Origin of the sequence: Nonomuraea rhodomycinica (assembly GCF_013363995.1) — a bacterium.
GTDB lineage: Bacteria > Actinomycetota > Actinomycetes > Streptosporangiales > Streptosporangiaceae > Nonomuraea > Nonomuraea rhodomycinica.
In genome coordinates, this window is sequence record NZ_JABWGO010000007.1 from 162,615 (window position 1) to 184,675 (window position 22,061).

24 protein-coding genes are annotated in these 22,061 nt (G+C 72.7%); 12 read left to right on the forward strand and 12 right to left on the reverse strand.

Annotated elements, in window-relative coordinates; genetic code table 11:
- Nucleotides 1-23: 23 nt before the first annotated feature.
- Genes trxA through HT134_RS26940 form a run of 3 tightly spaced genes read right to left on the reverse strand, consistent with a single transcriptional unit; the run spans nucleotide 24 to nucleotide 1,448 of the window.
- Nucleotides 24-329 carry a thioredoxin gene (gene trxA / locus HT134_RS26930; protein ID WP_175603248.1) on the reverse strand — a complete coding sequence of 102 codons (306 nt, stop codon included), beginning with the start codon at nucleotides 327-329 and terminating at the stop codon, nucleotides 24-26.
- A complete protein-coding gene (locus HT134_RS26935; RefSeq protein WP_175603249.1) occupies nucleotides 326-706 on the reverse strand; it encodes a MerR family transcriptional regulator in 381 nt (126 codons plus the stop codon). The genes trxA and HT134_RS26935 overlap by 4 nt, the downstream gene beginning before the upstream one ends.
- Nucleotides 707-749: 43 nt before the next feature.
- Complete coding sequence (locus HT134_RS26940; RefSeq protein ID WP_175603250.1) at nucleotides 750-1,448, reverse strand: class I SAM-dependent methyltransferase; 699 nt, start codon at nucleotides 1,446-1,448, stop codon at nucleotides 750-752.
- A 55-nt stretch (nucleotides 1,449-1,503) separates the two neighbouring features.
- Here HT134_RS26940 and HT134_RS26945 point away from each other — a divergent pair, with 55 nt between their 5' ends.
- The 6 genes from HT134_RS26945 to HT134_RS26970 all read left to right on the forward strand — a co-directional run bounded on the left by HT134_RS26945 (nucleotide 1,504) and on the right by HT134_RS26970 (nucleotide 7,480).
- A complete protein-coding gene (locus HT134_RS26945) occupies nucleotides 1,504-2,313 on the forward strand; it encodes a sugar phosphate isomerase/epimerase family protein (RefSeq protein WP_175603251.1) in 810 nt (269 codons plus the stop codon).
- Entirely contained in the window at nucleotides 2,310-2,891 is a 582-nt protein-coding gene (locus tag HT134_RS26950) for a TetR/AcrR family transcriptional regulator (protein WP_175603252.1), read from the forward strand. Before HT134_RS26945 ends, HT134_RS26950 begins: the two co-directional genes overlap by 4 nt.
- A 158-nt stretch (nucleotides 2,892-3,049) precedes the next feature.
- Nucleotides 3,050-5,152 carry a (Fe-S)-binding protein gene (locus HT134_RS26955; protein ID WP_175603253.1) on the forward strand — a complete coding sequence of 701 codons (2,103 nt, stop codon included), beginning with the start codon at nucleotides 3,050-3,052 and terminating at the stop codon, nucleotides 5,150-5,152.
- Nucleotides 5,153-5,300: 148 nt separating this feature from the next.
- Nucleotides 5,301-6,098: a hypothetical protein gene (locus tag HT134_RS26960; RefSeq protein WP_175603254.1), complete on the forward strand. Its 798-nt coding sequence runs from the start codon at nucleotides 5,301-5,303 to the stop codon at nucleotides 6,096-6,098.
- Nucleotides 6,095-7,168 (forward strand): glycosyltransferase, encoded by a 1,074-nt coding sequence (locus HT134_RS26965; protein WP_175603255.1) that lies wholly within the window; start codon nucleotides 6,095-6,097, stop codon nucleotides 7,166-7,168. The genes HT134_RS26960 and HT134_RS26965 overlap by 4 nt, the downstream gene beginning before the upstream one ends.
- 30 nt (nucleotides 7,169-7,198) lie before the next feature.
- Nucleotides 7,199-7,480 carry a metal-sensitive transcriptional regulator gene (locus tag HT134_RS26970; protein WP_175603256.1) on the forward strand — a complete coding sequence of 94 codons (282 nt, stop codon included), beginning with the start codon at nucleotides 7,199-7,201 and terminating at the stop codon, nucleotides 7,478-7,480.
- 228 nt (nucleotides 7,481-7,708) lie between these two features.
- On the opposite strand, the gene HT134_RS26975 is transcribed toward HT134_RS26970, so the two are convergent.
- Both HT134_RS26975 and HT134_RS26980 read right to left on the reverse strand, forming a co-directional pair.
- The gene (locus HT134_RS26975) at nucleotides 7,709-7,870 is read right to left on the reverse strand and encodes a hypothetical protein (RefSeq protein ID WP_175589978.1); all 162 of its coding nucleotides are present in this window, start codon (nucleotides 7,868-7,870) and stop codon (nucleotides 7,709-7,711) included.
- 213 nt (nucleotides 7,871-8,083) lie between these two features.
- Nucleotides 8,084-10,393, reverse strand: coding sequence for a hypothetical protein (locus HT134_RS26980; RefSeq protein WP_175603257.1), 2,310 nt, complete (start codon nucleotides 10,391-10,393; stop codon nucleotides 8,084-8,086).
- A 93-nt stretch (nucleotides 10,394-10,486) separates the two neighbouring features.
- On the opposite strand from HT134_RS26980, the gene HT134_RS26985 reads away from it, so the two are divergent.
- Nucleotides 10,487-11,359 (forward strand): hypothetical protein, encoded by an 873-nt coding sequence (locus HT134_RS26985; protein ID WP_175603258.1) that lies wholly within the window; start codon nucleotides 10,487-10,489, stop codon nucleotides 11,357-11,359.
- Here HT134_RS26985 and HT134_RS26990 read toward each other — a convergent pair.
- Nucleotides 11,331-11,852, reverse strand: coding sequence for a gamma carbonic anhydrase family protein (locus HT134_RS26990; RefSeq protein ID WP_312888459.1), 522 nt, complete (start codon nucleotides 11,850-11,852; stop codon nucleotides 11,331-11,333). The genes HT134_RS26985 and HT134_RS26990 overlap by 29 nt on opposite strands.
- Nucleotides 11,853-11,999: 147 nt before the next feature.
- Between HT134_RS26990 and HT134_RS26995 the strand changes: the two genes are divergently transcribed.
- On the forward strand, nucleotides 12,000-13,316 hold the full coding sequence (locus HT134_RS26995; protein ID WP_175603260.1) for a coiled-coil domain-containing protein: 1,317 nt from the start codon (nucleotides 12,000-12,002) through the stop codon (nucleotides 13,314-13,316).
- Nucleotides 13,317-13,524: 208 nt separating this feature from the next.
- Here HT134_RS26995 and HT134_RS27000 read toward each other — a convergent pair whose 3' ends face one another.
- The 4 genes from HT134_RS27000 to HT134_RS27015 all read right to left on the reverse strand — a co-directional run bounded on the left by HT134_RS27000 (nucleotide 13,525) and on the right by HT134_RS27015 (nucleotide 16,165).
- Complete coding sequence (locus HT134_RS27000; protein ID WP_175589973.1) at nucleotides 13,525-13,785, reverse strand: hypothetical protein; 261 nt, start codon at nucleotides 13,783-13,785, stop codon at nucleotides 13,525-13,527.
- Between the two features lie 122 nt (nucleotides 13,786-13,907).
- The gene (locus HT134_RS27005; protein WP_175603261.1) at nucleotides 13,908-14,660 is read right to left on the reverse strand and encodes a GntR family transcriptional regulator; all 753 of its coding nucleotides are present in this window, start codon (nucleotides 14,658-14,660) and stop codon (nucleotides 13,908-13,910) included.
- A 151-nt stretch (nucleotides 14,661-14,811) separates the two neighbouring features.
- Nucleotides 14,812-15,354, reverse strand: a complete 543-nt coding sequence (locus tag HT134_RS27010) for a VanZ family protein (RefSeq protein ID WP_217708400.1) — start codon at nucleotides 15,352-15,354, stop codon at nucleotides 14,812-14,814.
- Nucleotides 15,355-15,460: 106 nt separating this feature from the next.
- Complete coding sequence (locus tag HT134_RS27015; protein ID WP_175603263.1) at nucleotides 15,461-16,165, reverse strand: dienelactone hydrolase family protein; 705 nt, start codon at nucleotides 16,163-16,165, stop codon at nucleotides 15,461-15,463.
- Nucleotides 16,166-16,278: 113 nt separating this feature from the next.
- Here HT134_RS27015 and HT134_RS27020 point away from each other — a divergent pair, with 113 nt between their 5' ends.
- The 3 genes from HT134_RS27020 to HT134_RS27030 all read left to right on the forward strand — a co-directional run bounded on the left by HT134_RS27020 (nucleotide 16,279) and on the right by HT134_RS27030 (nucleotide 19,644).
- Nucleotides 16,279-17,076, forward strand: a complete 798-nt coding sequence (locus tag HT134_RS27020) for a 2-keto-4-pentenoate hydratase (RefSeq protein ID WP_175603264.1) — start codon at nucleotides 16,279-16,281, stop codon at nucleotides 17,074-17,076.
- Between the two features lie 32 nt (nucleotides 17,077-17,108).
- A complete protein-coding gene (locus tag HT134_RS27025; RefSeq protein WP_175603265.1) occupies nucleotides 17,109-18,257 on the forward strand; it encodes an ABC transporter substrate-binding protein in 1,149 nt (382 codons plus the stop codon).
- Nucleotides 18,258-18,429: 172 nt separating this feature from the next.
- A complete protein-coding gene (locus tag HT134_RS27030) occupies nucleotides 18,430-19,644 on the forward strand; it encodes a serine hydrolase domain-containing protein (protein ID WP_175603266.1) in 1,215 nt (404 codons plus the stop codon).
- Nucleotides 19,645-19,656: 12 nt separating this feature from the next.
- On the opposite strand, the gene HT134_RS27035 is transcribed toward HT134_RS27030, so the two are convergent.
- Nucleotides 19,657-20,031: an MmcQ/YjbR family DNA-binding protein gene (locus tag HT134_RS27035; RefSeq protein ID WP_175603267.1), complete on the reverse strand. Its 375-nt coding sequence runs from the start codon at nucleotides 20,029-20,031 to the stop codon at nucleotides 19,657-19,659.
- Entirely contained in the window at nucleotides 20,028-21,074 is a 1,047-nt protein-coding gene (locus tag HT134_RS27040) for a DUF2293 domain-containing protein (RefSeq protein WP_175603268.1), read from the reverse strand. Before HT134_RS27040 ends, HT134_RS27035 begins: the two co-directional genes overlap by 4 nt.
- Before the next feature lie 147 nt (nucleotides 21,075-21,221).
- On the opposite strand from HT134_RS27040, the gene HT134_RS27045 reads away from it, so the two are divergent.
- Nucleotides 21,222-22,028, forward strand: a complete 807-nt coding sequence (locus HT134_RS27045; protein ID WP_175603269.1) for an FKBP-type peptidyl-prolyl cis-trans isomerase — start codon at nucleotides 21,222-21,224, stop codon at nucleotides 22,026-22,028.
- The last annotated feature ends 33 nt before the right edge of the window (nucleotides 22,029-22,061 follow it).

Consider the following 22,061-nt stretch of genomic DNA (forward strand, 5'->3'; position numbering starts at 1 on the left):
AGGCGGGGGGCTCGCCGCCGGTGTCAGGCCAGGCCGAGCTCGGAGACCAGCATGCGCTTGGGCTTGGCGCCGACGACCTGGCGCACGGGCTCGCCGTTCTCGAACAGCAGCAGCGTGGGCAGGCTGAGCACGCCGTACCGGGACATGATCTCGGGGTTCTCGTCGGTGTTGAGCTTGCCGATGGCGAGGCCGTACTCGCTCTCGATCTGCTGGAGCACGGGCGCGACCATGCGGCACGGCCCGCACCACTCGGCCCAGAAGTCGACCAGGACGGGCTTGTCGGCGCGCAGGACCTGCTCGTCGAAGTTGGCGGTGGTGAGGGTGATCATTTCTCTCCTTGGATCGAGAACATGCAGCCGGAGCAGGACTCGCCCAGCTGGGCCGAGACCTCGGCGCGGCGGGCGAGCAGGGTGCGGATCTCGTCGTCGATCTCGGCCAGTTTGCGCCGGTAGACCTCGGCCGAGTCGCGGCACGCGCCGCCCTTCTCGTGACCGGCCCGCAGGCAGTTCACGAACGGACGGGTGTCCTCCAGCGTGAAGCCCACCGACAGCAGCGTGCGGATCTCCTCCACGAGGCGGACGTCGTCCTCGGCGTACTCGCGGTAGCCGTTGGCGCCCCGACGTGAGGTGATCAGCCCGTGCTGTTCGTAGTAGCGGAGGGAGCGGGTGCTCGCCCCCGTACGTCCGGCCAGCTCTCCGATGCGCATGGCCCCACGGTAAACGTTGACGCCAATGTCAAGGTCAAGGGGGTCAGAACAGGCGCCAGCGCAGGACGTTGGGGTAGTCCAGCTCCAGGCCGGGCGTCTCCGCGATGGCCTGGCGGGCCACGTCCGGCGCGAACTCGATGCGCAGCACGGCCTCCAGGTCCGCCCGCCGCTCGAACACCATCCGCAGGTCCAGCTCCTGCCGCTGCCAGCCCTGCCGCGTCCAGAACGCCTCCACCTCGCGCGCCGAGTACGTGGGGACCGTGCGCGAGAACCAGCGGCCGAACGCCCCGCGGCCCGCGTCGAGGTCGACGACGAAGGCCGCGCCGCCGCGCCGCACGACCCGGGACAGCTCGCGCAGCCCCGGCTCGCTGCCGGGCCCGAAGAAGTACGCCCAGCGCGCGACGGCGACGTCCACCGACATGTCGGGCAGCGGGAGGTCCTGCGCGGCGGCGGCGTGGACCTCCACGTTGGGCAGCCCGGCGCAGCGGCGGCGGGCCAGCGTCACCAGGTCGCCGTGCGGCTCGACCCCGATCACCCGCGCCGCGGCGGCCGACAGGCCCGGCAGGTGGTAGCCGGTGCCGCAGCCGATGTCGAGCACGGTGGCGCCGTCCCACGGCCGGATCGCCCGCATGGCGGCCTCGGCCGCGCCGTCGGGGTCGACGGCGCGGTTCTCCAGCTCGTACAGCTGCGGGGTGTTCCAGATGTTGGGGCTGGGGATGGCGCCTTTTGCGATCCGGGGCATGACCCAACCGTAGGCGTCGCGCGCCAGAACCCCGTCACCGGCTTAGGCTGGCAAGGTGGCTGACGTCATCCGTGTGCCCAATGCGAAGATCGCATTGTCCACCGCCTCGGTATATCCGGAACGCACCCCTGACGCGTTCGAGCTCGCCGCTCGCCTGGGCTACGACGGTGTCGAGATCATGGTCGGCGCCGACCCCGTGAGCCAGGACATCGACGTGATCGAGCGGCTGTCCGACCACTACCAGGTGCCCGTGCTGGCCATCCACGCCCCGTGCCTGCTCGTCACGCAGCGGGTCTGGGGGCGCGACCCCTGGGCCAAGCTGGTCCGGGCCCGGCAGGCGGCCGAGCGGCTCGGCGCGTCCGCGGTCGTGGTCCACCCGCCGTTCCGCTGGCAGCGCGAGTACGCTCGCGACTTCGAGACCGGCATCGCCCGCATGCGGGACGAGACCGACGTGATCTTCGCGGTGGAGAACATGTTCCCCCTGCGGGCGAGGAACAACGACGTCGTTCCGTACTCTCCCGACTGGAACCCGATCGACTACGACTTCCCCCACGTCACGCTGGACCTGTCGCACACGGCCGTGTCGGGCTCCGACGCCATGGAGATGGCCACCAAGCTCGGCGACCGTCTGGCGCACCTGCACCTGGCCGACGGCGTGGGGGTGACGAACAAGGACGAGCACCTGGTGCCCGGGCGGGGCACCCAGCCGTGCGCGCCGATCCTGGAGCGCCTGGCGAACTCCGGCTACGGCGGGCTGGTGGTGCTGGAGATCAACACGCGCAAGGCGGCCAGCCGCACCGAGCGGATCGACGACCTGGCCGAGGGGCTCGCGTTCGCCCGCCTGCACCTCGCGGCGTCCGCATGACGGTCAAGAGGGGTCCCGGGCGCAGGCCGGGGTCGGCCGACACCAGAGGGGAGATCCTGGCGGCGGCCCGGCGGGTGTTCGCCGAGAAGGGGTTCGACAAGGCGACGGTCCGCGGCATCGCCCGGGAGGCGCAGGTGGACCCGGCGCTCGTGCACCACTACTTCGACACCAAGGAGGGCATGTTCGCGGCGGCGATGCGGCTGCCGCTGACGCCCGAGGTGGTGGTGCCGGCCCTGCTCGACGGCCCGCGCGAGGAGATCGGGGAGCGGCTGGTCCGGCTGCTCCTCGAGGTGACCGCCACGCCCGAGACGCGCGAGCCGATGATCGCGCTCATCCGTTCGGCGATGACGCACGAGTACGCCGCGTCGATGTTCCGGGAGTTCGTCTCGAACGCGCTGCTGTTCAGGGTGGCCGACACGATCGGCGTGCCGCACCTGCGGATCGAGGCGGCCTTCGCCCAGATGTTCGGCGTGGTGATGGCCCGTTACGTGCTCAGGCTGGAGCCGATGGCGGGGGCCGAGCCGGAGGAGCTGGTGGAGCTGCTGGCGCCGACGATCCAGCGCTATTTCACGCCGTAGCGAACCATAGAGCATTGTTCGGTAACGACCCGCGGTCGTAGGGTGGGTCGCGTTACCCCAGTTATGTTACCGCTGGGTAGGATTCTGGGGACACCTGGTCGTTGCGTGGCGGACCGGCGCTCGTACGCTGGCAGCCAACGTCACCTGTGGGAGGGCCCGTGCTCTGGGTAGCCATCATCGGACTCGTCATGACCGTCCTGGCGGTGGCCGTGGCGGGCCGTCGGGCGCTGTTCCTCTACAAGCTCGCCACCGTCGGCCCGCCCGCGCCCGAGCGCCTGGAGTACGCCAGGACGCACGCCGGCGAGGAGATCAAGACGCAGCTGGTCGAGGTGTTCGGCCAGAAGAAGCTGCTGAAGTGGACACCGTCCGGCGTCGCCCACTTCTTCGTCATGTGGGCGTTCTTCATCCTGCTGACCGTCTACGTCGAGGCGTACGGCGCGATCGTGCAGGGCGCGATCACCGGCCGGCCCGACTTCCACATCCCGCTCGTCGGCCAGTGGGCCGTGCTGGGATTCCTGCAGGACTTCATCGCGGTCGCGTGTCTGCTGGGCCTCGTGGCGTTCGCCGCCATCCGGATCAAGAACTCGCCCAAGACGCTGGGCCGCGGCTCGCGCTTCACCGGCTCCCACCTGGGCGGCGCGTGGCTCGTCCTGTTCATGATCTTCAACATCATCTGGACGTTGTTCCTGGCCCGCGGCGCCTCGGCCGCCAACGGCAACTTCCCCTACTCCTCGGGCGCCTTCGTCTCGCTCGCCCTCGGCGACGTGCTGCCGCACAGCTCGCTGCTGGAGGAGATCGCGCTGCTCCTGCACATCGGCTTCATGCTGGTGTTCCTGGTGATCGTGCTCAACTCCAAGCACCTGCACATCTTCACCGCGCCGCTGAACGTGCTCTTCTCCCGCCGCCCCGACGGCCTCGGCGGCGCGCCCGAGCTGCGCGTGGACGGCAAGCCGGTCGACTTCGAGGACGAGGACCTCGACGCGGAACGGCTGGGCCGCGGCAAGATCGGCGACACCACGTGGAAGGGCTTCCTCGACTTCTACTCCTGCACAGAGTGCGGACGCTGCCAGTCGCAGTGCCCGGCGTGGAACACCGACAAGCCGCTGTCGCCGAAGATGCTCATCATCGACCAGCGCGACCACGCCTTCAAGGTGGCCCCGTACCTGCTGGCGGGGGCCGACACCAGCCATGCCGACACCGACGTGCTGGCGCTGCTGGAGAAGCCGCTGGTGGGCGAGGACGGCGTGATCCACCCCGACGTGCTGTGGTCGTGCACCAACTGCGGCGCCTGCGTCGAGCAGTGCCCCGTCGACATCGAGCACATCGACCACATCCTCGACATGCGCCGTTACCAGGTGATGGTCGAGTCGTCGTTCCCGTCCGAGGCGGGGGTGATGGTCAAGAACCTGGAGAACAAGGGCAACCCGTGGGGCATGTCCGAGATGAAGCGGGCCGACTGGATCGAGGAGCTCGACTTCGAGGTCGAGCTGGTCGACGAGAAGATGCCCGAGGGCACCGAGTACCTCTTCTGGGTCGGCTGCGCCGGAGCCCTGGAGGACCGCGCCAAGAAGACCACCAAGGCGGTCGCCGAACTGCTGCACATCGCGGGCGTCAAGTTCGGCGTGCTCGGCCCCATGGAGGCGTGCACCGGTGACCCGGCCCGCCGCCTGGGCATGGAGTACCTGTTCAACATGCTCGCGCAGCAGAACATCGAGACCCTCAACGAGGCCGGCGTCAAGAAGATCGTCGCCACCTGCCCGCACTGCTTCAACACGCTGGCCAACGAGTACCCGCAGCTCGGCGGCACGTACGAGGTCGTGCACCACACCCAGCTCCTGGCCAAGCTGGTCGACGAGGGCAAGCTCACCCCGATCACCCCGATCGAGGAGAAGATCACTTACCACGACCCGTGCTTCCTCGGCCGCCACAACAAGGTCTACTCCCAGCCGCGCGACATCATGTCCAAGGTGCCCGGCGTGCAGACCCAGGAGATGCACCGCCACAAGGACCGCGGATTCTGCTGCGGCGCCGGCGGCGCGCGCATGTGGATGGAGGAGCGCATCGGCAAGCGCATCAACACCGAGCGGGTGGACGAGGCGCTGACCACGAATCCCGACACCGTCTCCACCGCGTGCCCGTTCTGCATGGTGATGCTCGGCGACGCGATCAACGAGAAGAAGAACAACGGTGAGGCCAAGGAGTCGCTGGAGGTCGTGGACGTCGCCCAGCTCCTGATCAAATCCGTGAAAAGCCCTACCTGACACGGGAAGTCGGAACTCCTCCACAGGTAATGTGGAGGAGTTCCGCATGTCAGGCCGGCCACCCGCAAGAAATCCGCCATCCACATAACGGGAAAATCACGGTAACCTCAACGTCGCATGGCTTCATTCGACGGGGAGGGGGCTCGCGATGCGCGTCGTGGTCACAGACGCGGAAGTCACGCTCGCCGATGTGCTCTCCCTCCGGCTGGCCATGGAGGAGCCCCTGAGCGACGGCACGGAACTCGTGCTCAGGCACCGGACGACGGGGGTCGAACGTGAGGTGCTGCTGGGCACCCCGGGCGCCCGCACGGGCGAGGCCACGCTGGCCGTCTCGCTGGCGCCGCTCATGCTGACGGCCGGGCGCTGGGACGCCTACCTGCGGCGCGACGGCCGGCGCGTGCGGCTGCGCAGCGTCGACCCGGGCTTCTCCCTCGACCACCTCGACGCGTACGCGCTGTGCAAGCGCACCCTCGCCTACCGCTCCTACCGCACCCGCAACGGCTACCTCGCGCTGAAGATCGCCGACGCCGAGCCGATCGCGGAGGTGCGCTCGATCTGGTTCAGGGAGGGGCGCATGGAGGTCATGGGCCTGCTGGCCTTCACCGGGCTGGAGGACGACGACGCCCGCCACGAGGCCAGGCTCGCCCTGCACCGCAGGCAGTCCGGCGACCTCATGCGGCGCACCTGGGCGACCGTGCAGGGCGTGCGCTTCCACGCCGCGTTCTCCCTGGTGGACGTGCTCGCGGCCGACCCCGACCAGGCCGGCACCTGGGAGCCGGCACTGGAGGTCGAGGGTGTGGCCACGCCGCTGAAGCTCGGCTCGCGGCTCGACGACGTCGACGGCAAGCGCCGCCGCCTGCACTACCCGTCGGCCCGGATCGACGGGGTGCCCATCCGGCCCTGCTACACCGCCGACGACGAGCTGCGGATCGAGGTGGGCGGGTGAAGATCACCCTGCTGCTCTCCTCCGCGTACGGCATGCGCGGCGACGTGCGCTCCACGCTCAACCTCGCCACCGCGCTGTCCGAGCGGCACGACGTCGAGGTGATCAGCGTCAGGAGGCACAAGGACCGGCCGTTCTTCCCCGTCGGGCCGGACGTGACCATGCGCGCGATCATCGACGCCAGGCCCGGGAGCCGGTGCCTGCTGCCGCGCGGGCAGGTGCGCGCGGAGGTCGCCCTGTGGCGGCTGCTGCGCAACCTCAAGTCCGACGTGCTCATCACCACCAGGCCGGCGCTGGGCGTCCAGGCCGCCCGGCACGCCCCGCGCGACCTGCTCAAGATCGCCCGGGAGTGGGGACGCCCGGCCGTGCCCGCGCCGGTCAGGCGCTTCTACCCCCGGCTGCGGGCGGTCGCCACCGCCACCGACGCGGCCGCCGAGGAGTGGACCAGGCTCCTCGACGGCTCGGCCGCCGTCCACACGGTGCCCGACGCGCTGCCGGCCGGTCCGTGGCCGCGCTCGCGGATGGACAACCGCATCGTCGCCGCCGGGGGCCGGTGGATCCCGGTCAAGGGGTACGACCGGCTGATCAGGGCGTTCGCCACCGTGGCCGACAAGCGGCCCGACTGGCGGCTGCGGCTGTACGGCGGCGGCTCCGAGGAGCGGCGCCTGCGCGCGCTGGTGCGCGACCTCGACCTGCACAACCACGTCTACTTCATGGGCATGACCCCCGACCTCGCGGGGGAGTTCGCCAAGGCGTCGATCGTGGCCAACACCTCGCGCAACGGCGACCTCGGCATGACCGTGCTGGAGGCCATGGGGTGCGGGGTCCCCGTGGTGGCCTTCGAGGGCTCGCGGGGGCCCACGGAGTTCGTGGCCACGGGCTACAACGGGGTGCTGGTGCCGGAGGGCGACGGCGAGGTCGAGCTGGAGATGTTCGCGTCGGCGCTGCTCGCGCTCATCGACGACGAGCGCAGGCGGCGGTCGCTGGCCGCCGGGGCGCTCGACACCGCGCTGCGCCACTCGGCCGCCGAGGTCGGGTCGCAGTGGGAGAAGCTGATCGCGGATCTCAGATGACTCGTAACGGATGCGGATATCGTGGTGACCATGCACGGCTACACCGGTGACAAGCAGGCCTACCTGACGCGGCTCCGGCGCATCGAGGGGCAGATCAGGGGCCTGCAGCGGATGGTGGACGACGACGCGTACTGCATCGACGTGCTCACCCAGGTCTCGGCGGCGACGCGCGCGCTGCAGGCGGTCGCGCTGGGCCTCCTGGAGGACCACCTGGCGCACTGCGTGGCCGAGGCCGTCAACAGCGGCGGTCCGGAGGCCGAGGCGAAGGTCAAGGAGGCGTCGGCGGCGATCGCCCGCCTCGTGCGGTCGTAGCCTCCCGCGCCGGTCGGCCGGTCGTCTCCCGCGATGGCCGGTCGGTCGGCGGCGTGTGATGGCCGGTTGGTCGGCTGTCGTGCCGGCCGGTCGGTCGTCCGTGAGGAGTCGTCCGTTCGGAGGAGGGTGGCCGGCGAACTGACTAGTCATGTCGTGGGAGGTGAGCCACCCTCCACACCACCGTCCCGGACCCCTCAGGAGTCCGGGACCACGTCATGGTGATCGTCTTCAGCGACTCGCTGAAGTCCGCAATCCGAGCGCGTCGTCGAGCTCGTCCAAGGTCAGCCGCCGCTCGCTGATGGCAACGGCGGTAAGTACCTCGGCGTAGAGCGCAATCTCGTCCAACGCGACACGGTCGTGGACCCGAGAGTCCAGGTCGTCGTGCCCCACCGCGTCGTCCTTCCTTCCGCAGCCCACACCCTCTACGAGGTTACGGCCGGGGCCCTTCGGGCGACATGGCCCATCGGAGTCATTCCTTTGCGCGTCGCCGGGGCCCCACGGGGGTCATTTCCCCAATCAGAGATCACAATTCAGCTAAATAGCGGTCCTTGGCGTCTTGGAACGATATAGGAGGGGTAAGAGTGAAATAACGGTATTAGTGGGTTAGGTGGGAAGATCGTCGCGCTCGTGGACGATCCTTCGCACCAGCGCGGCCTGCCCCGCGAACCCCCGCTCCGGCACCTTCGCCCCCGACACGGCCTGCCACGCCAGCCCGGCGGCGTACGCGGCGCCCAGCACGGCCGCCGCCGTGGCCCGGTCGGGCGGCTCGATCTCGAAGCCGGACGTGACGCGCCGGCGCGGCCTCCGCGACAGCACCCGCCTCGCCACCGCCGCCGCCAGACGCCCTGACCGCGTCCCCTCGCCGTCGGAGGCGCTCCGCACGATCTGGGGGAGGCGCCCGGCGGCGCTCCGCGCCCGTCCGATCCCACCCGTCCCGGTGTCCGGGGGGCCGGCGTCCTGGCCCGCGCCGGTGCTGCCTGTGCCGGTGCTTCCCCCGCCGGTGCTTCTTGGGCCGCTGCTGCCTGAGCTGGTGCTGCCTGAGTCGGTGCTTCCTGGGCCGGTGTCTGCTCCCGCGTCGCCGTTTGCCGTCCGGCCGCTACCTCCCGTCCGGCCGCTGCCTCCCGCCTGGGGGATGCCGTCGCGCCGGCGCTCTCCTGCGCGTCCGAGTCCGCCGGAACGACGGAAGAGACCGGACCCGCCGCGCTCGCGGTCCTCTCGGGGGTCGCGGGCCTCCTGGGCGCCGCGCTCGCCGGTCTTCCGGGTGGTGCGGTCGCCGGCGTCCTGGGCGTCACGGTCGGCCGCGCGAGGAGGGGTGGGGCGGCCCAGGGCGTCCGGCCCTGTGGGCCCGGGCGCGCCGGCGTCGTCCGGCCCACCCGTGTGACGCCAGGAGGAGCCCGTGTGGGGCCCGGAGGGGTCGAGGGGATGCTTCGGGGCTCGCGCGTGACGGTCCTGCGCGCCTGTGCCGGGGGACCCGGAGACCGCCGCGGGGCCGCCGGGGGCCCACGCGCCGGTGCTGTCGGCGTCGTCCGCCGGCGTCCAGGCGCCGGTGGCCTCGCCCGGGTCCGCGGGCGCGCCACCGCGGCCGTCCCTCTCTCCACGGTCGCCCTCCCCCCGCGGGGCCGCTCTCCGGGAGCCCGTCGTGTCCGCAGGGGTCCAGGCGCCCGTGGGGTCCGCCGTGGGGCGGGAGCCGGTGGGGCCGCCCGGTGACCAGGCTCCCGTGGCGTCCGGCGGGCGCGGCGGGGCCCAGGCCCCCGTGGGCGTGCCCAGAGCCCCCGGAGGGCCCGGAAGGGGCTGGGACGGCCCCAGCACCTCGAAGCCGTCCGGGTGCGTCGTCTCGGCCGCCGACGTCCCCGTCAGCCCCGCCCGGGCCAACTCCTCGTACGCGTGCCGCAGCCGGTGGTCCAGCCGCCCCGGCAGCAGCCCGCGCGAGTCCGACAGGTCGGCCAGCAGCATCGCGGCGGCCCGGTCCGGGTCGGGGGTGAAGGACAGCGCGTCCACCAGGTCGTACACCGTGTGCGCGAAGTGCGTCTCCGGGTCGGTCTCGGGCAGGAGGGCCCGGGCCAGCCGGGCGGGGCAGCGTTCGAGCCACGCCTGCCGTACGGACTCGTCGTCGCGCCGCGCGGCCCGCTCGTCGAGCCCCGGCTGCGACAGCGCCGGCTCCACCATCGTGAGCAGCGCCAGCGCGCGCGGCCGGAAACGCGTGTCGGACAGCAGGATGTGCGCCGTGTCGGCCATGATCGCCGTCAGCCGGAGCGACTCGCGGGGGCGGCCGGCCCGCTGCCGCTCGGCGACGAGCCGGACGAGGTCCAGCAGCGGCGGCGCGGGCAGCCAGCGCACCCACTCGTCGCCGGGCAGGGGCCGGCGCAGGTACTCGCCGAAGATGGTCAGCAGCCGTTCGTTGCCGTCGAAGGCCGGCGCGTACGCGCACCACATCACGACCCCCCACACGGCCGCCACCGTGCTCGGCACGTCACCGGCGAAGATCTCGCCGAACGCCGTCAGCGGGAAGTCCAGTTCCGAACGCCGCCCCGCCGCCCGTACGAGCACCCGGACCTGCTCCGTGAGGTGGTCGGGCACGTCCGGCCCGACGAACGCCTGCGTCGAGCCCGGCTCGGCGGCGAAGTCCGGCCCCCGGGGGATCACCCGGGCGGGCAGCACCGCGGCGGCGTGCTCGGCCGGCCGCACCCGCGCCCCCCGGGGCGGCGGCGCGGGATGCCAGCGGCCGTCGGCCGGATCGTGCAGGTGCCAGCGCGCGTGCGCGCCGAAGAGCCACCGGTCGCCGTCGGGCGTCACCAGCGTCCGCGACGCGATCGCCTGGGCGCGTACGGGTACGGGAAGGTCCTGCCAGCGCGGGTCCGCGACCATCGCGCGGACGTCCGCTTCGACGGCGGCGAACGCATCCCAGGGGCGCACGGCGGCCATCGTACTTGCCGCTTGGGGATCAACAACCGCCTTTACACGGCAGAATGTCCGACTATGAGGGCGAAAGTGGCAGGGATGTTGGCGGTGGCGATCGGGCTCGCCGGGTGCGGGTCGACCACCGCGGCGCGGCCCTCACCCACCACCGCCGGCGTGCTGGACGTGGCCAGGGCCTTACCGCCGACGCCCGGCGGCGAGGTGGGCGGGGCGTCCACCGAGTTCGCCGCGGCCGGCGACCTGGCCGCCTGGGCCAAGCTGAGCGACACCGAGAAGGACGTCGACCGCATCGCCAAGCTCGACGTGAACACCACGGTGAAGGGCTCGCTCTACCTGGAGCCCAGGACGTCGACGTGGTTCGACGGCTTCCGCGGGCCGTTCGTGTACCAGGAGCTGGCCGGCGACATCGTGATGTACGCCCGGGTGAAGGTCGAGGGCAAGAAGGGCGCCAAGCCGAGGCGGAAGTTCTCGCTCGGCGGGCTGATGGCCCGGGTGCCGGCCTCGTACGGCAATCCGACATGGGTGTCCGTGACCACGGGCACCGCCGAGAAGAGCGGCCAGGTCGAGGCGAAGTACACGCTGAACGGCAGCTCCAAGCCGCTGGAGATCGCGGTCAAGGGCGGCTGGGTCGATCTCGTGCTGGCCAGGGCCGGACGGCTCGTGGCGGCGTTGTACCGGGAGCAGGGCGGCTCCTGGAAGGTCGCCCAGCGTTGGCCGTCGCAGCTGCCCGAGGTGCTCCAGTGGGGCGTGACGGCGTACACCGACTGGGACAGCTACGCGACGCTGAAGAAGGACGCGGTGAAGGGCAACGCCAAGCAGGTCAAGGGCCTGCCCGACCTCAAGCTGACCGTCGACTTCGTGCACTTCCTGCGCCCGGAGCTCCCGGAGTACGCCGACCCGCTCAACACCGCCTCGGTGTCGGACGCGGCGCTGATCAAGACGTTGACGCCTGCCGGTGCCTGACCGCCTTGGCCATGTAGTTGTCGGGTGTGCGGGCGAAGGAGGCGCGGTCGTCGTCGGTGAGCTCGCGGACGATCCGGCCCGGCACGCCGGCGACGAGCACGCCGGCCGGGATGCGCTTGCCGGGCCCGATGACCGCGCCCGCCGCCACCAGGGTGCCGGCGCCGACGCGGGCGCCGCCGAGCACGATCGCGCCGATGCCGATCAGCGCGCCGCGCTCCACGTGCGCGCCGTGCACCATGGCCTTGTGGCCCAGGCTCACCCGTGGCTCCAGGATCGCCGGCTCGCCCGGGTCGGCGTGCAGGCAGCACAGGTCCTGGACGTTGCACTCCTCGCCGATCTCGATCCGCTCGTCGTCGCCGCGGAGGACCGAGCCGTACCAGATGCTGGAGGCGCGTCCCACGCGCACCCTGCCGACCACGACCGCGCCGGGCGCTATGTACGCCTCGGGGTGAATGTCGGGGACGGCCCCGCCGTCCAGCGCTGCGATGTACACCCGGCCCATCGTAATTCCCGCTCCACGTCAGGCGTTCCGCTTGCGGACGTGGGCAGATGGCAGGAGAGTCGTTTCCTGACGTCTCGCTGCCAGACCCTCACAACCCGCAGTTATCCCCCGGCTCACGCAAACCTTTAGGTAACCCCCATGACAAACCAGCACGAGAGCATTCCCGATCTGATGCAAGAGGACACCTTCGAGGTCGTGATGCGCGGTTACAACCGCCGTCAGGTTCACGACTACATGACGCGGACCCGCAACCAGGTACGGGATCTCGAGGAACGGCTGGCCAGGGCGATCGAGCAGGCCGAGCAGGGCCGGGTCGAGCTGGCCGAGGCCCGGCGGCGCATGGTCGAGGCGCCGCAGAACTACGAGGACCTCAGCCCGAGGCTGGCGCAGATCCTCAAGCTCGGCGAGGAGGAGGCGGCGGCCAAGCGGGCCGACGCCGAGGCCGAGGCGGCCCGGCTGCGCGAGACGGCCACGACGGAGGCCGAGCGGCTCGTGTCCTCGGCCCGCGCGACCGCCGACGAGATCCTGACCTCGGCGCAGGCCGAGGCCGAGCGCCGGGTGGCCGAGGCCACGGCGGCGGCCGAGGGCATGCTGGCGCAGGCGGGCTCCGACGCCGAGGAGCAGCTCACCACCGCCCGCGCGGAGGCCGACGAGACGCTGCGTGCCGCCCGCACCGAGGCCGAGCGGCTGGTCACCGGGGCCGAGCAGGAGTCGGCCCGGCTGCTGGAGTCGGCGAGCGCCGAGGCCGAGCGCACCCTCACCGCCGCCCGGACGGAGGCGGAGTCGGCGCTGGAGGAGGCCAACCGGCGCGTGGCCGCGCTGGACGAGCACGCGGGCCGCCGCGTCGAGTACCTCACCAACACCCACACCGAGGTCGTGCGCCGGCTCAGCGAGATCGGCTCGGTGCTGGGCGACCTGATGCGGAACGAGAGCGCGGCCGGGCCGCTGGTGCTGGAGCAGGCCAAGGCGCCGCGCGAGCCTGCCGCCGGTGACGTCCGTGAGGGTCGGGCGGCCGGACGTTCCGTGGAGATGGAGGGCCAGGCGGCCGCCGCGCCGTCCGACCGCCCGGCGCCCGACGACCAGCCCGCGGGCAACGACCAGCCCGTGGGCGCCGACCAGCCCGCGCGCGCCGACCAGTCCGCGCGCGACGACCACGCCGCGCCCGCCGGCCAGGCCGGGCACGAGGCGCGCACCGCGCCGGTCGGCCACAACCCGCGGGAGACCCACGCCGCGCCGCACGCTCAGGGCCAGGCCGAGGAGCCCGGCGAGCGGCCGTTCGACCAGCGGGCCTTCGAGGGGCAGGAGGCGTCCGGCGCCCCGCGGCAGCCCACGGACCAGGACGACGTCCGCATCATCGTGCAGGACGACGCGCCGCGACCGGGGACGCCGAACACATCCCGGGTGTCCGACGACACCGACGTCAACCTGGGCCGCCTGTCGGACCTGCACCAGTAACGCCGTCCTCACCCGGACCGCACTCTCACCGCGACGGCCGTGAGGACGTGGTCCAGGAGAGCGGAAGCCTCCGCCCCCGATCGGGTCGGAGGCTTCCGCGCACATGGCCCCGTTGGTGGCCCGGTGCCGGGGCCGCCGAGACGCTGGACCCGGCACCGGGCTGCTCGTTGCGCGCCCGCCGTCGGCCTGGTGCGGCCGGTGGCGTGCGCTAGGACGGCGCGGGCCCGGCGCGCCGCTCCGGGTCGCCGGCCGCGGCGGCCGGATCGCCGGCCCTGATCTCCTGCTCCCGGAGCCGCTCGCGCAGGTCCTCCGGGTCGTCCGCGTCGATGGTCATCGCGCATCCGGCGTCGCGCTGCGCGTCGCTGAGCGGTTGGTGACGTGTCGCCCACCAGCGGCCCGCGTCGCTTCGCCAGATGGTCCACTGGGGAAACTCCCGGGCGATGTCGGCGAGGTGCCGGTCAAAGGACATTCGGGTCATCCTTCCGGGGCCTCCTGCGAGGTTCCATCTCCTTGAAGGGTGCGCGTCTTCTCTAGAGAAGTCTATGATCGCAAAGGTCAGGTCAACCTACCCGCTTGACAGCCTCGCTTGACCTAGGCGTCGAAGTCGTACTGGAGTACGTAGGCCGCCGAGTCCAGCACCATCTCGTTGTACTCGACGGGCATGCCGCCCGCCGTGTACGCGGTGCGGGCGATCACGATCACCGGGGTCCCGCCCGGCAGGCCCAGCAGCTCGGTCTCCCTCGGCGCGGGCATGCGGGCCCGGATCTCCTCGGTGAAGTGCGCCGGCGCGAGCCCGAGGTCGCGCAGCCTGGCGTAGACGCCGCCCGGCCCGGTGTCGGCCGTGGTGATCGCGCTGCCCTCGACCGCCCGCGCGGGGAAGTACGAGGTGGCGAGCTGCACCGGCCGCCCGTCCACGGAGTAGCGCCGCCGCCGGGTCCACGCCTCGCGGCTGTCCAGGATGTCGGCCACGTCCTCGGGCACCTCCTCGCGCAGCACCTCCACCTCGTCCACGGTGAACGGCCGGCCGCGCGTGTCGGCGTCCCAGATGGCGCGTCCCTCACCCCACTGGTCTCTCGCCAGGCGGCGCGAGCCGTGCCTGCGTATCGGCTTGAACAGGCGCACGTAGACCCCCGACCCTCGTTTGGGGACGGCAAGACCTTCGTTGATGAGGACGGCCAGCGCCTGGCGTGCCGTGGCGCGGGCGATCGAGTAGTCGGCCATCAGCGCGTTCTCGCCCGGCAGCCGGTCCCCGTCGCGCAGCTCGCCGGACAGGATCCGGGCGCGGAGGCCGTCGGCGATGCGTCGATAGATGGGGGGATCGTGGGGTACCGGGGATTCAAACACGTTTGACCACCCTCTGTCACCAACCGGGTTTGGCGTCTCCAGAGAACTTGCCCCGTCTTGTCCACGATCGCACAGATACGCAGGTTGGTCGCGTGCTTCTTTTCAGCGAATCGTGCCCATGTGGCGAACCGGAACGGGTTTGCGCCGCCCCTTATTCGGGGACCGGACGCGCCCTTATCCGCGGCGCCCACCAGCGGCGAGTAACCAGCGCCGCCAGCACGGCGCCGGCGGTGTTGACGAGCACGTCGTCCACGGACGAGTAGCGGCCGAGCCGCAGGACGTACTGGAGCACCTCAACCGTGACCGACGCGGCGGCGGCCACGGCCGCCACGCGCGGCACGGAGGCGAGGCGCGGGCCGCGCACGGGCAGCAGCGCGCCCAGGGCCGCGAACACCAGCAGATTGCCTCCGACCTGCGTCAACACCGCTCCGGCAGGCGCGTCGGCGAGAGTGACGAGGTCGGTGAACGGGACGAGGCTGACACCTTCCTGACCGGTGGCCGGGGTGAGGATCATCCACAGCCAGGGGAGCGTGCCGGCCGGGATCCCGACGTCGGCCAGCGCCGTGCGGACCGGCGCGGGGTGGCCGGCGCGGGCCCGGCGCCGGGCGAGGAGCCAGGCGAGGGCCGCCGCCAGCGGAAGCGCCAAAAGCGCGGCGATGATGATATTTCCCCACAGCTCCCACGTCCGCGCCACTGGACCATCATGAGGCCGGATCATGGGTACGAGAACCTGTCCTCCAGGACAGCCCCGTCACGCCCTTTACCCGTCTCCCTGACACGCCCGTGTCGGGCGCCGCCGGTCAGGAGACGGGGAGGTGGCTGTCGAGGAAGTCGAGGGCGACGCTCCACGCGCGCCGGGCCGCCTCCGGGTGGTGGAACATCGGCGCCTCGCTGTTGTGGAAGGCGTGCCCGGCCTCCTCGTCGACGTACACCCGCACGCCCGGCCGTCCCTGCGCCGCCTCCTCGACCTTGGCCACCTGCTCCCGGGGGATGTACGGATCGCTCCCGCCGAAGACCAGCAGCAGCGGCGAGGTGATCCGCTCCATCAGCCCGGTGGCCTCCGGCACGGCGGAGCCGTAGAAGGACAGGACGGCGTCGAGGTCGGCCTGCGTGGCCAGCATGTAGTCCACCGAGCCGCCCAGGCAGAACCCGAGCGCCCCGAGCCCGCCCGTCACCTCGGGCAGGTCGCGCAGGTGGACGAGCGTGAGCGCGCAGTCGGCCACGCCCTGCGGCAGGTCGAACCCGGAGGCCAGTTCGATCGACGCGGCCGTCCCCTCGGGGGTGTGCTCGCCGATCCAGCCGGGCCGCAGGCGCCAGAACAGGTCGGGCGCCGCCACCACGTAGCCGCGCGCCGCCAGCTCCTCGGCGACCTTCGTGATGTACGGGCCCACGCCGTAGATCTCCTGCACCAGCAGGATGCCCGGCCCGCTGCCCCGGTCGGGAAGCCAGAGGTGGACGTCGAACGAGCCGTCGTGTGCGGTCACCTGATCGATGCGCTTGTCCATGGTGTCCAGGATCGCGCATCCCGTACGAGAGCCGCACGGAATGGCCGCTGCCGCGCGGCGTCCCGCGGTGCGAAGCTGGCAGATGTCGGGCGACGCGGACAGGACGGTACGGCATGCAGGACGAATGGTCGGACGCGGTGGACATCAGGGGACAGGCGGCCGAGCGGCTGGCCGAGGCGGTGCGCTCGGGCAAGCCGGTCGCGCCGGTCAGGGATCTCATCGGCACGCCCGGCGACGCCTACGCCGTGCAGGAGATCGCGACCCGGCGGGCGCTCGCGGAGGGGCGCCGCCCGGTCGGCCGGAAGGTGGGGCTGACCAGCGCGGCGGTGCGGGAGCGGTTCGGCGCCCGCGAGTGCTCCCATGGCGTGCTCTTCGCCGACATGGCGTTCCTGGACGGCGTGCCCGTGCCGGTGGAGCGCTTCCTCCAGCCGATGGCGGAGGCGGAGGTCGCCCTGGTGCTGGGCCGTGACCTGGTGGGCGGGCCGTTCACGGTGGCGGAGGTGATCAGGGCGGTGGACTTCGCGCTGCCCGCGATCGAGATCGCCGACTCGCGCGTGGCCGGCTGGGACATCACGCCGGTCGACACGATCGCCGACAACGCCTCGGCCGGCGGGTTCGTGCTGGGCGGCACGCCCGTCCCGCCGGCCGGGCTCGACCTGCGGGGCGCCGCGATGACGATGACCAGGGCGGGCACGGAGGTGTCGGCCGGCTCGGGCGCCGACTGCCTGGGACACCCGCTGAACGCGCTCACCTGGCTCGCCGGGGCGGTCGGCCGCACCGACCGGCCGCTGCGCGCCGGCGACGTCGTGCTGACCGGGGCGCTCGGGCCGGTGGTGCCGGTGGAGCCGGGTGACGTGTTCGAGGCGCGGATCGAGGGACTCGGGTCCGTGCGCGCCGTGTTCGAGCGGTGATCCGGAGCCGGGGGAGGACCCGGATCGCGGTGGTGAGCCGGGTCCGGCCGGTGATCGGCACGGCGGGGAGGGCCGCGGCGGCGGCGGTGGCGTTGCTGGTGAGCGGGTGCGGCGCCTCGCCCGCGATGCAGGTGCGGCACGACCCCGTGGTCAAGGTGGGCGCGATCGTCTCGCGGACCGGCGTGTACGCCCGGCTCGGCGAGGACATGGAGACCGCCATGCGCCTCTACCTGACGGCCCATGACGGCATGCTGGGCGGCAGGCCGGCGCGGCTGCTGGTGGCCGACGACGCGGGCAGCCCCGACCAGGGGCGCAAGCAGGCCAGGCGGCTCGTGTCCGACGAGGGCGTGAGCGTGGTCACCGGCCTGGTCTCCTCCCCGGTGGCGGTCGAGGTGGTGCGGGAGGTGGCCGGCACCCCCGTGGTGATCGCCAACGCGGGAGCGGACGAGCTCGGCGGACCGGCGGTGTTCCGCGTGTCGTTCACCAACCGGGAGCAGGGCGAGGCGGCCGGCCGGTACGCGGCGCAGGCTCACGGCCGGGTCCGGGCCGTGGCGATGGCCTCCGACTACTCGGCGGGCGTCCAGACGCTCGACGGGTTCGCCGAGGGCTTCGGGGCCGAGCCGGTCAAGCGCGTGCTCACGCCGTTCGGCGACGCCACCGACCTCGGCCCGTACCTGAGCCGCGTCCCGGCGGACGCCGAGCTGCTGTACGCGTTCTACGCGGGGGCCGAGGCGGTCTCGTTCGCCAGGACGTACCGGCAGCTCGGCTACGACCGGAAGGTCGAGCTGCTGGCCTGCCAGCAGCTCGCCGACGAGGACGTGGTGGCGGCCGTCGGCGCCGACGCCGAGGGGATGACCAGCGTGGGCCTGTACTCGCCGGCGCTGGCCAACCCGGCCAACACCGCGTTCACGGCCAGGTGGCGGGCGGCGACCGGGCGCGATCCGTCCTCGGTGGCCGTGCAGGGCTGGGACGCCATGCGGCTGATCGACCTCGCCGTGTCGGAGGGCGGGGCCGACAGCGGCGACCTGACGCGGGCGCTCGGCGAGGTGCGGCAGGTGGACAGTCCGCGCGGCACGTTCCGGCTGGACCCGGCGACGCACAGCCCGGTGCAGAACTGGTACGCCCGCCGCTACGAGAAAGGGGTGAACCGGGTCATCGCCACCATTCCCCCCAAGCGGTGACGCCGGAGGCTGACGGGCGAGCCTGACGGCGGAGGGCTCGCCCGGCGGGGCGAGGCGGGCTCCCTCGCGAGAGGGAGGCGGAAGATCGCCGGTCTCGGCGATCCGCCGCCAGGGCGTGATCGACAGGATGGAGCCAGCTCGAAAACCCCTTCCGACCTGGAGATCCGCCACCATGAACCGCACCCGCCTCGCCGCCGCCGCGCTCGCCGTCGCCGCACTCACGACCGTCGCCGCCGGCCCGGCCGCCCTCGCCGTGACCCCCACCGCCGCCACTGCCGCCGCCGTCACCTCGACGCGGGGGACGGCCGCGGACATCCCGCCGATCAACGAGGCGGCGCTCAAGGCCGCCATCGCCGGCATCCCCGGCCCCGACGCCACGGCCGCCGAGGTCCGGATCGGCGGCACCAAGGGCTCCTGGCACGGCGTCACCGGCGTGACCGACGTGCGCACCGAACGGCCCGCCCGCGAGGGCGCCCGGTTCCGCGCCGGGAGCGTCACGAAGATCTTCACCACCGCGGTCGTGCTCCAGCTCGTCGCCGAGGGCCGGATCTCGCTCGACGGCACCGTCCAGGAGTACCTGCCCGGCCTGCTCCCCGAGGACTACCCGGCCATCGCCGTCGGCCGGCTGCTCAACCACACCAGCGGCCTGCCGTCGCCGAAGGTCCCCGGCGGCCTGGAGTGGGTCTACCGGACGCGGTTCCAGAAGTGGACCCCCGAGGAGTACGTCGCCAAGGCCGTCGAGAACCCGATCGAGTTCACCCCCGGCACGCGGCAGCACTACCTCAACACCAACACGTTCGTCGCCGGCATGATCATCGAGAAGGTCACCGGCCACTCGTACGAGCACGAGGTCACCACGCGGATCCTGCGCCCGGTCGGCATGCGCGACAGCTACCTGCCGGGCGACTCGGTCCGGATCAAGGGCCGGCACAACCACGGCTACCAGGTGGTGCCCAAGGGCTTCCCCGGCTCCTTCGCCTACGGCGACGCGTACCTCGTGGACATGACCGAGACGAGCGTCACCTCGACGTGGGCCTCGGGCGACCTCATCTCGACGACCGCCGACCTGGAGAGGTTCGTCAAGGCGCTGTTCTCCGGCAAGGTCGTGCCGGCGGCGCAGCTCGAAGCGATGTTCACGGTCCCGGACGTCACGATGTACGGCACGGACGAGCCCGCCGTCTACACCTCCGGCCTGACCCGCCTGGAGCTGCCCGGCGGCATCGTCGCCTACGGCAAGACCGGGGCGAGGTACGGCTCCTCGGCCGGCCTGGGCGCCACCCGCGACCTGAGCCGCACCCTGGCCTACTCGGTCAACTCCACCGACGCCAAGGCGCAGGGCCAGAACGAGCGGACCCTGCGCATCGCGCTGGCCGCCTTCGCGAAGTGAGGACTCATGCGGTCAGGGCCGCTCGTCCAGTGCCCTGACCGCCCGCTTCGGCGCGATGGTCCGGTAGCTCTCCTCGACCCAGTCGAGCAGGATCTCGGTCTCGGGCAGCTCGGCGCGGAACGGCACCGTCACCCAGCCGGCCTTGCCCAGCCCGTAACCGGTGGGCGCCGCGCCCTCGACGGTCAGGGCGTGGCCGTGCGCCTCCGACAGGAGCTTCACGCTGAAGCCCGGCGCCCACTTCTCGGACGGCTCGTCCAGGCCGAGGAACAGGAAGACCTTCTTGCCGACCTTGACGACGCTCTCGCCCCACGGGTGGTCCTCGCGGGTCTCGGGCAGGCCGAGCGCGAAGTCCCGCAGCTCGTCGCGCACGCGTGACCACTCGGTCATGTCGTCCTCCTGAAGTCGGCCAGCCTGGCCTCGATGGCGTCGCGGATCCGGTCCCGGGCCTCGGCCCGGGGGACGCCCGCCATCAGCAGCCGGTCGTAGTCGGTGTCGAGGTGACGGATCGACGCCACCACGGCCAGGGTGATCGCGTTCGCGTCGAGCGCCTTGGCCGCCGCCGTGCGGCCGACCCGGCCGCTGCCGCGCAGGGCGGCGTGCGCGGCGATCTCCTCGGCCCGCTCGGCGGGGCAGCCGGGGAACAGCGACCGGATCTCGGCCGCCATCCGCGTCAGGTACTCGACGTCCTGCTCGGCCCGGCGCTCCCGGTCGCGCTCGCGGCGGCGCAGCCGGGCCTCCTCGTCGGCCAGGCAGCGCTCCTCGGCCAGCGTGAGCGCGCGCTCCTCCACCAGCAGGCCCTTGCGCTGGTAGACCTTGCGCCGGCGGTTGTACTGCACGACCACGGCCGAAAGGCCGCTCTCCTGCTTGGCCCGGCGGCTGAGCGCCGCGTCCCCCGACGGCAGGAACACCAGATGGTCCATGTCCGCGCAGGTCAGGCAGTGCGGCCGGTCGTCCTCCATGATCAGGTACGGGCCGGTGTCGCCGCACGAGGCGCACGTCCACGCCTCCAGCGGGGCGACGGCCACCAGGTCCGGTGCCTTGCTCTGGCGCTCGGCGAGCCGCCGCACCCGCGCCTCGCTCAGCTCCGGCGACACCCAGTGGACGCGGAACGCCTCCTGCGGGTGGTCGCCGGTCGTGAACCGCAGCTCGCGCCGGTCACGGCCGCCCGAGACGTACGACGCCTCCATCGGCCGCAGCCCTCGCCCCTCGGCCCACTCGCGCAGCAGCGCCGCCGCGGTGAGCAGCCGGTCGTCGTCCACCGCCGCCAGCTCGGCCAGCGTGGCGGCCCGGCCCTGCCGCCAGGTGTCGACGTGGCGCGAGTGCAGCCACCGCAGTCCGGTGACCACGTCCACGAACGTCACGTACTTGCGGTTGGCCAGGGCGATCCCGGCGGCCTCGGCGACCCGGCGGGACAGGTTGGGCTTGCTCACGCACCCCAGTGTGCCGCCTCTTTGACCTCCGATCGGCTTCGCTTGGGCCGATCACGGCAAGGATCCCAGCGGATCCGGCGCGCCGGATCGGGCAGTTCCGGAGAGACCACGCCGCTCCGGATTTTTCCGGCACCTCCGGAGGGGATCGTGCGCCTGTTCTGGCCGGCCATGCTCGTGCTCGCGACGTCCTGCGGAGTGGGTGACAGCGGGCTGCCGGTGGTGACCGGCGCGTTCGGGGCGGAGCCGGCCGTCGCGATCCCCGCCGGCGAGCCGGGGCGCATCCCGCGCGTGGCCGTCCTGTCCGCCGGCGAGGGCCGCCGGACCGCCCCCGGCGACGTGGTGCTCGCGGACGTGTCCGTACGCCTGTGGTCGGACGGCAGCAGGCAGGCCGGCACGTACGACGCCCGGCAGCCCGTGTCGGTGTCCTTCGACGGCCGCGCGGTGCCCGCGACCTGGCGCGAGGCGCTTCTGGACCGGCCGGCGGGCAGCCGTGTCGTGCTGGTCGGCACGGCGGCCGAGGCGGCGGGCCCCGGTGTCCCCCTGGACGGGGTCGATCCCGAGGCGGTCGTGGTGGTGGTCTTCGACGTCCTCGGCGGCTACCCGCCGGACGCCCGCCTGGTGGGCAAGCCGCTGCCGAGCGTGCCCGACGGCCTGCCGCTGGACGGGCCGAGCACGCTCATCGACGGCTCCGGCCCGGAGGTGCGGGCGGGGGCGAGGGTGGTGGTGCAGTACCTGGCGATGCGGCTGCCCGAGCGCCGGGTCGTGGACTCCTCCTACCGGCGCGGCGGGCCGAGCGCCGTGACGCTCGCGCCGGGGGCGGCGCCCGCGTCGTGGGTGTCGGGGCTCGTGGGCGGCCACGTGGGCGCCCGCCTGGCCCTGCCCGAGCCGGGCCGGGCCGCGGGCGAGCGGACGGTGTACGTCGTCGACATCCTCGACGCCCTGCAGCCTTCCTGAGCGTTTCCCTCCACAGCCTGGGGAAAAGGGCGG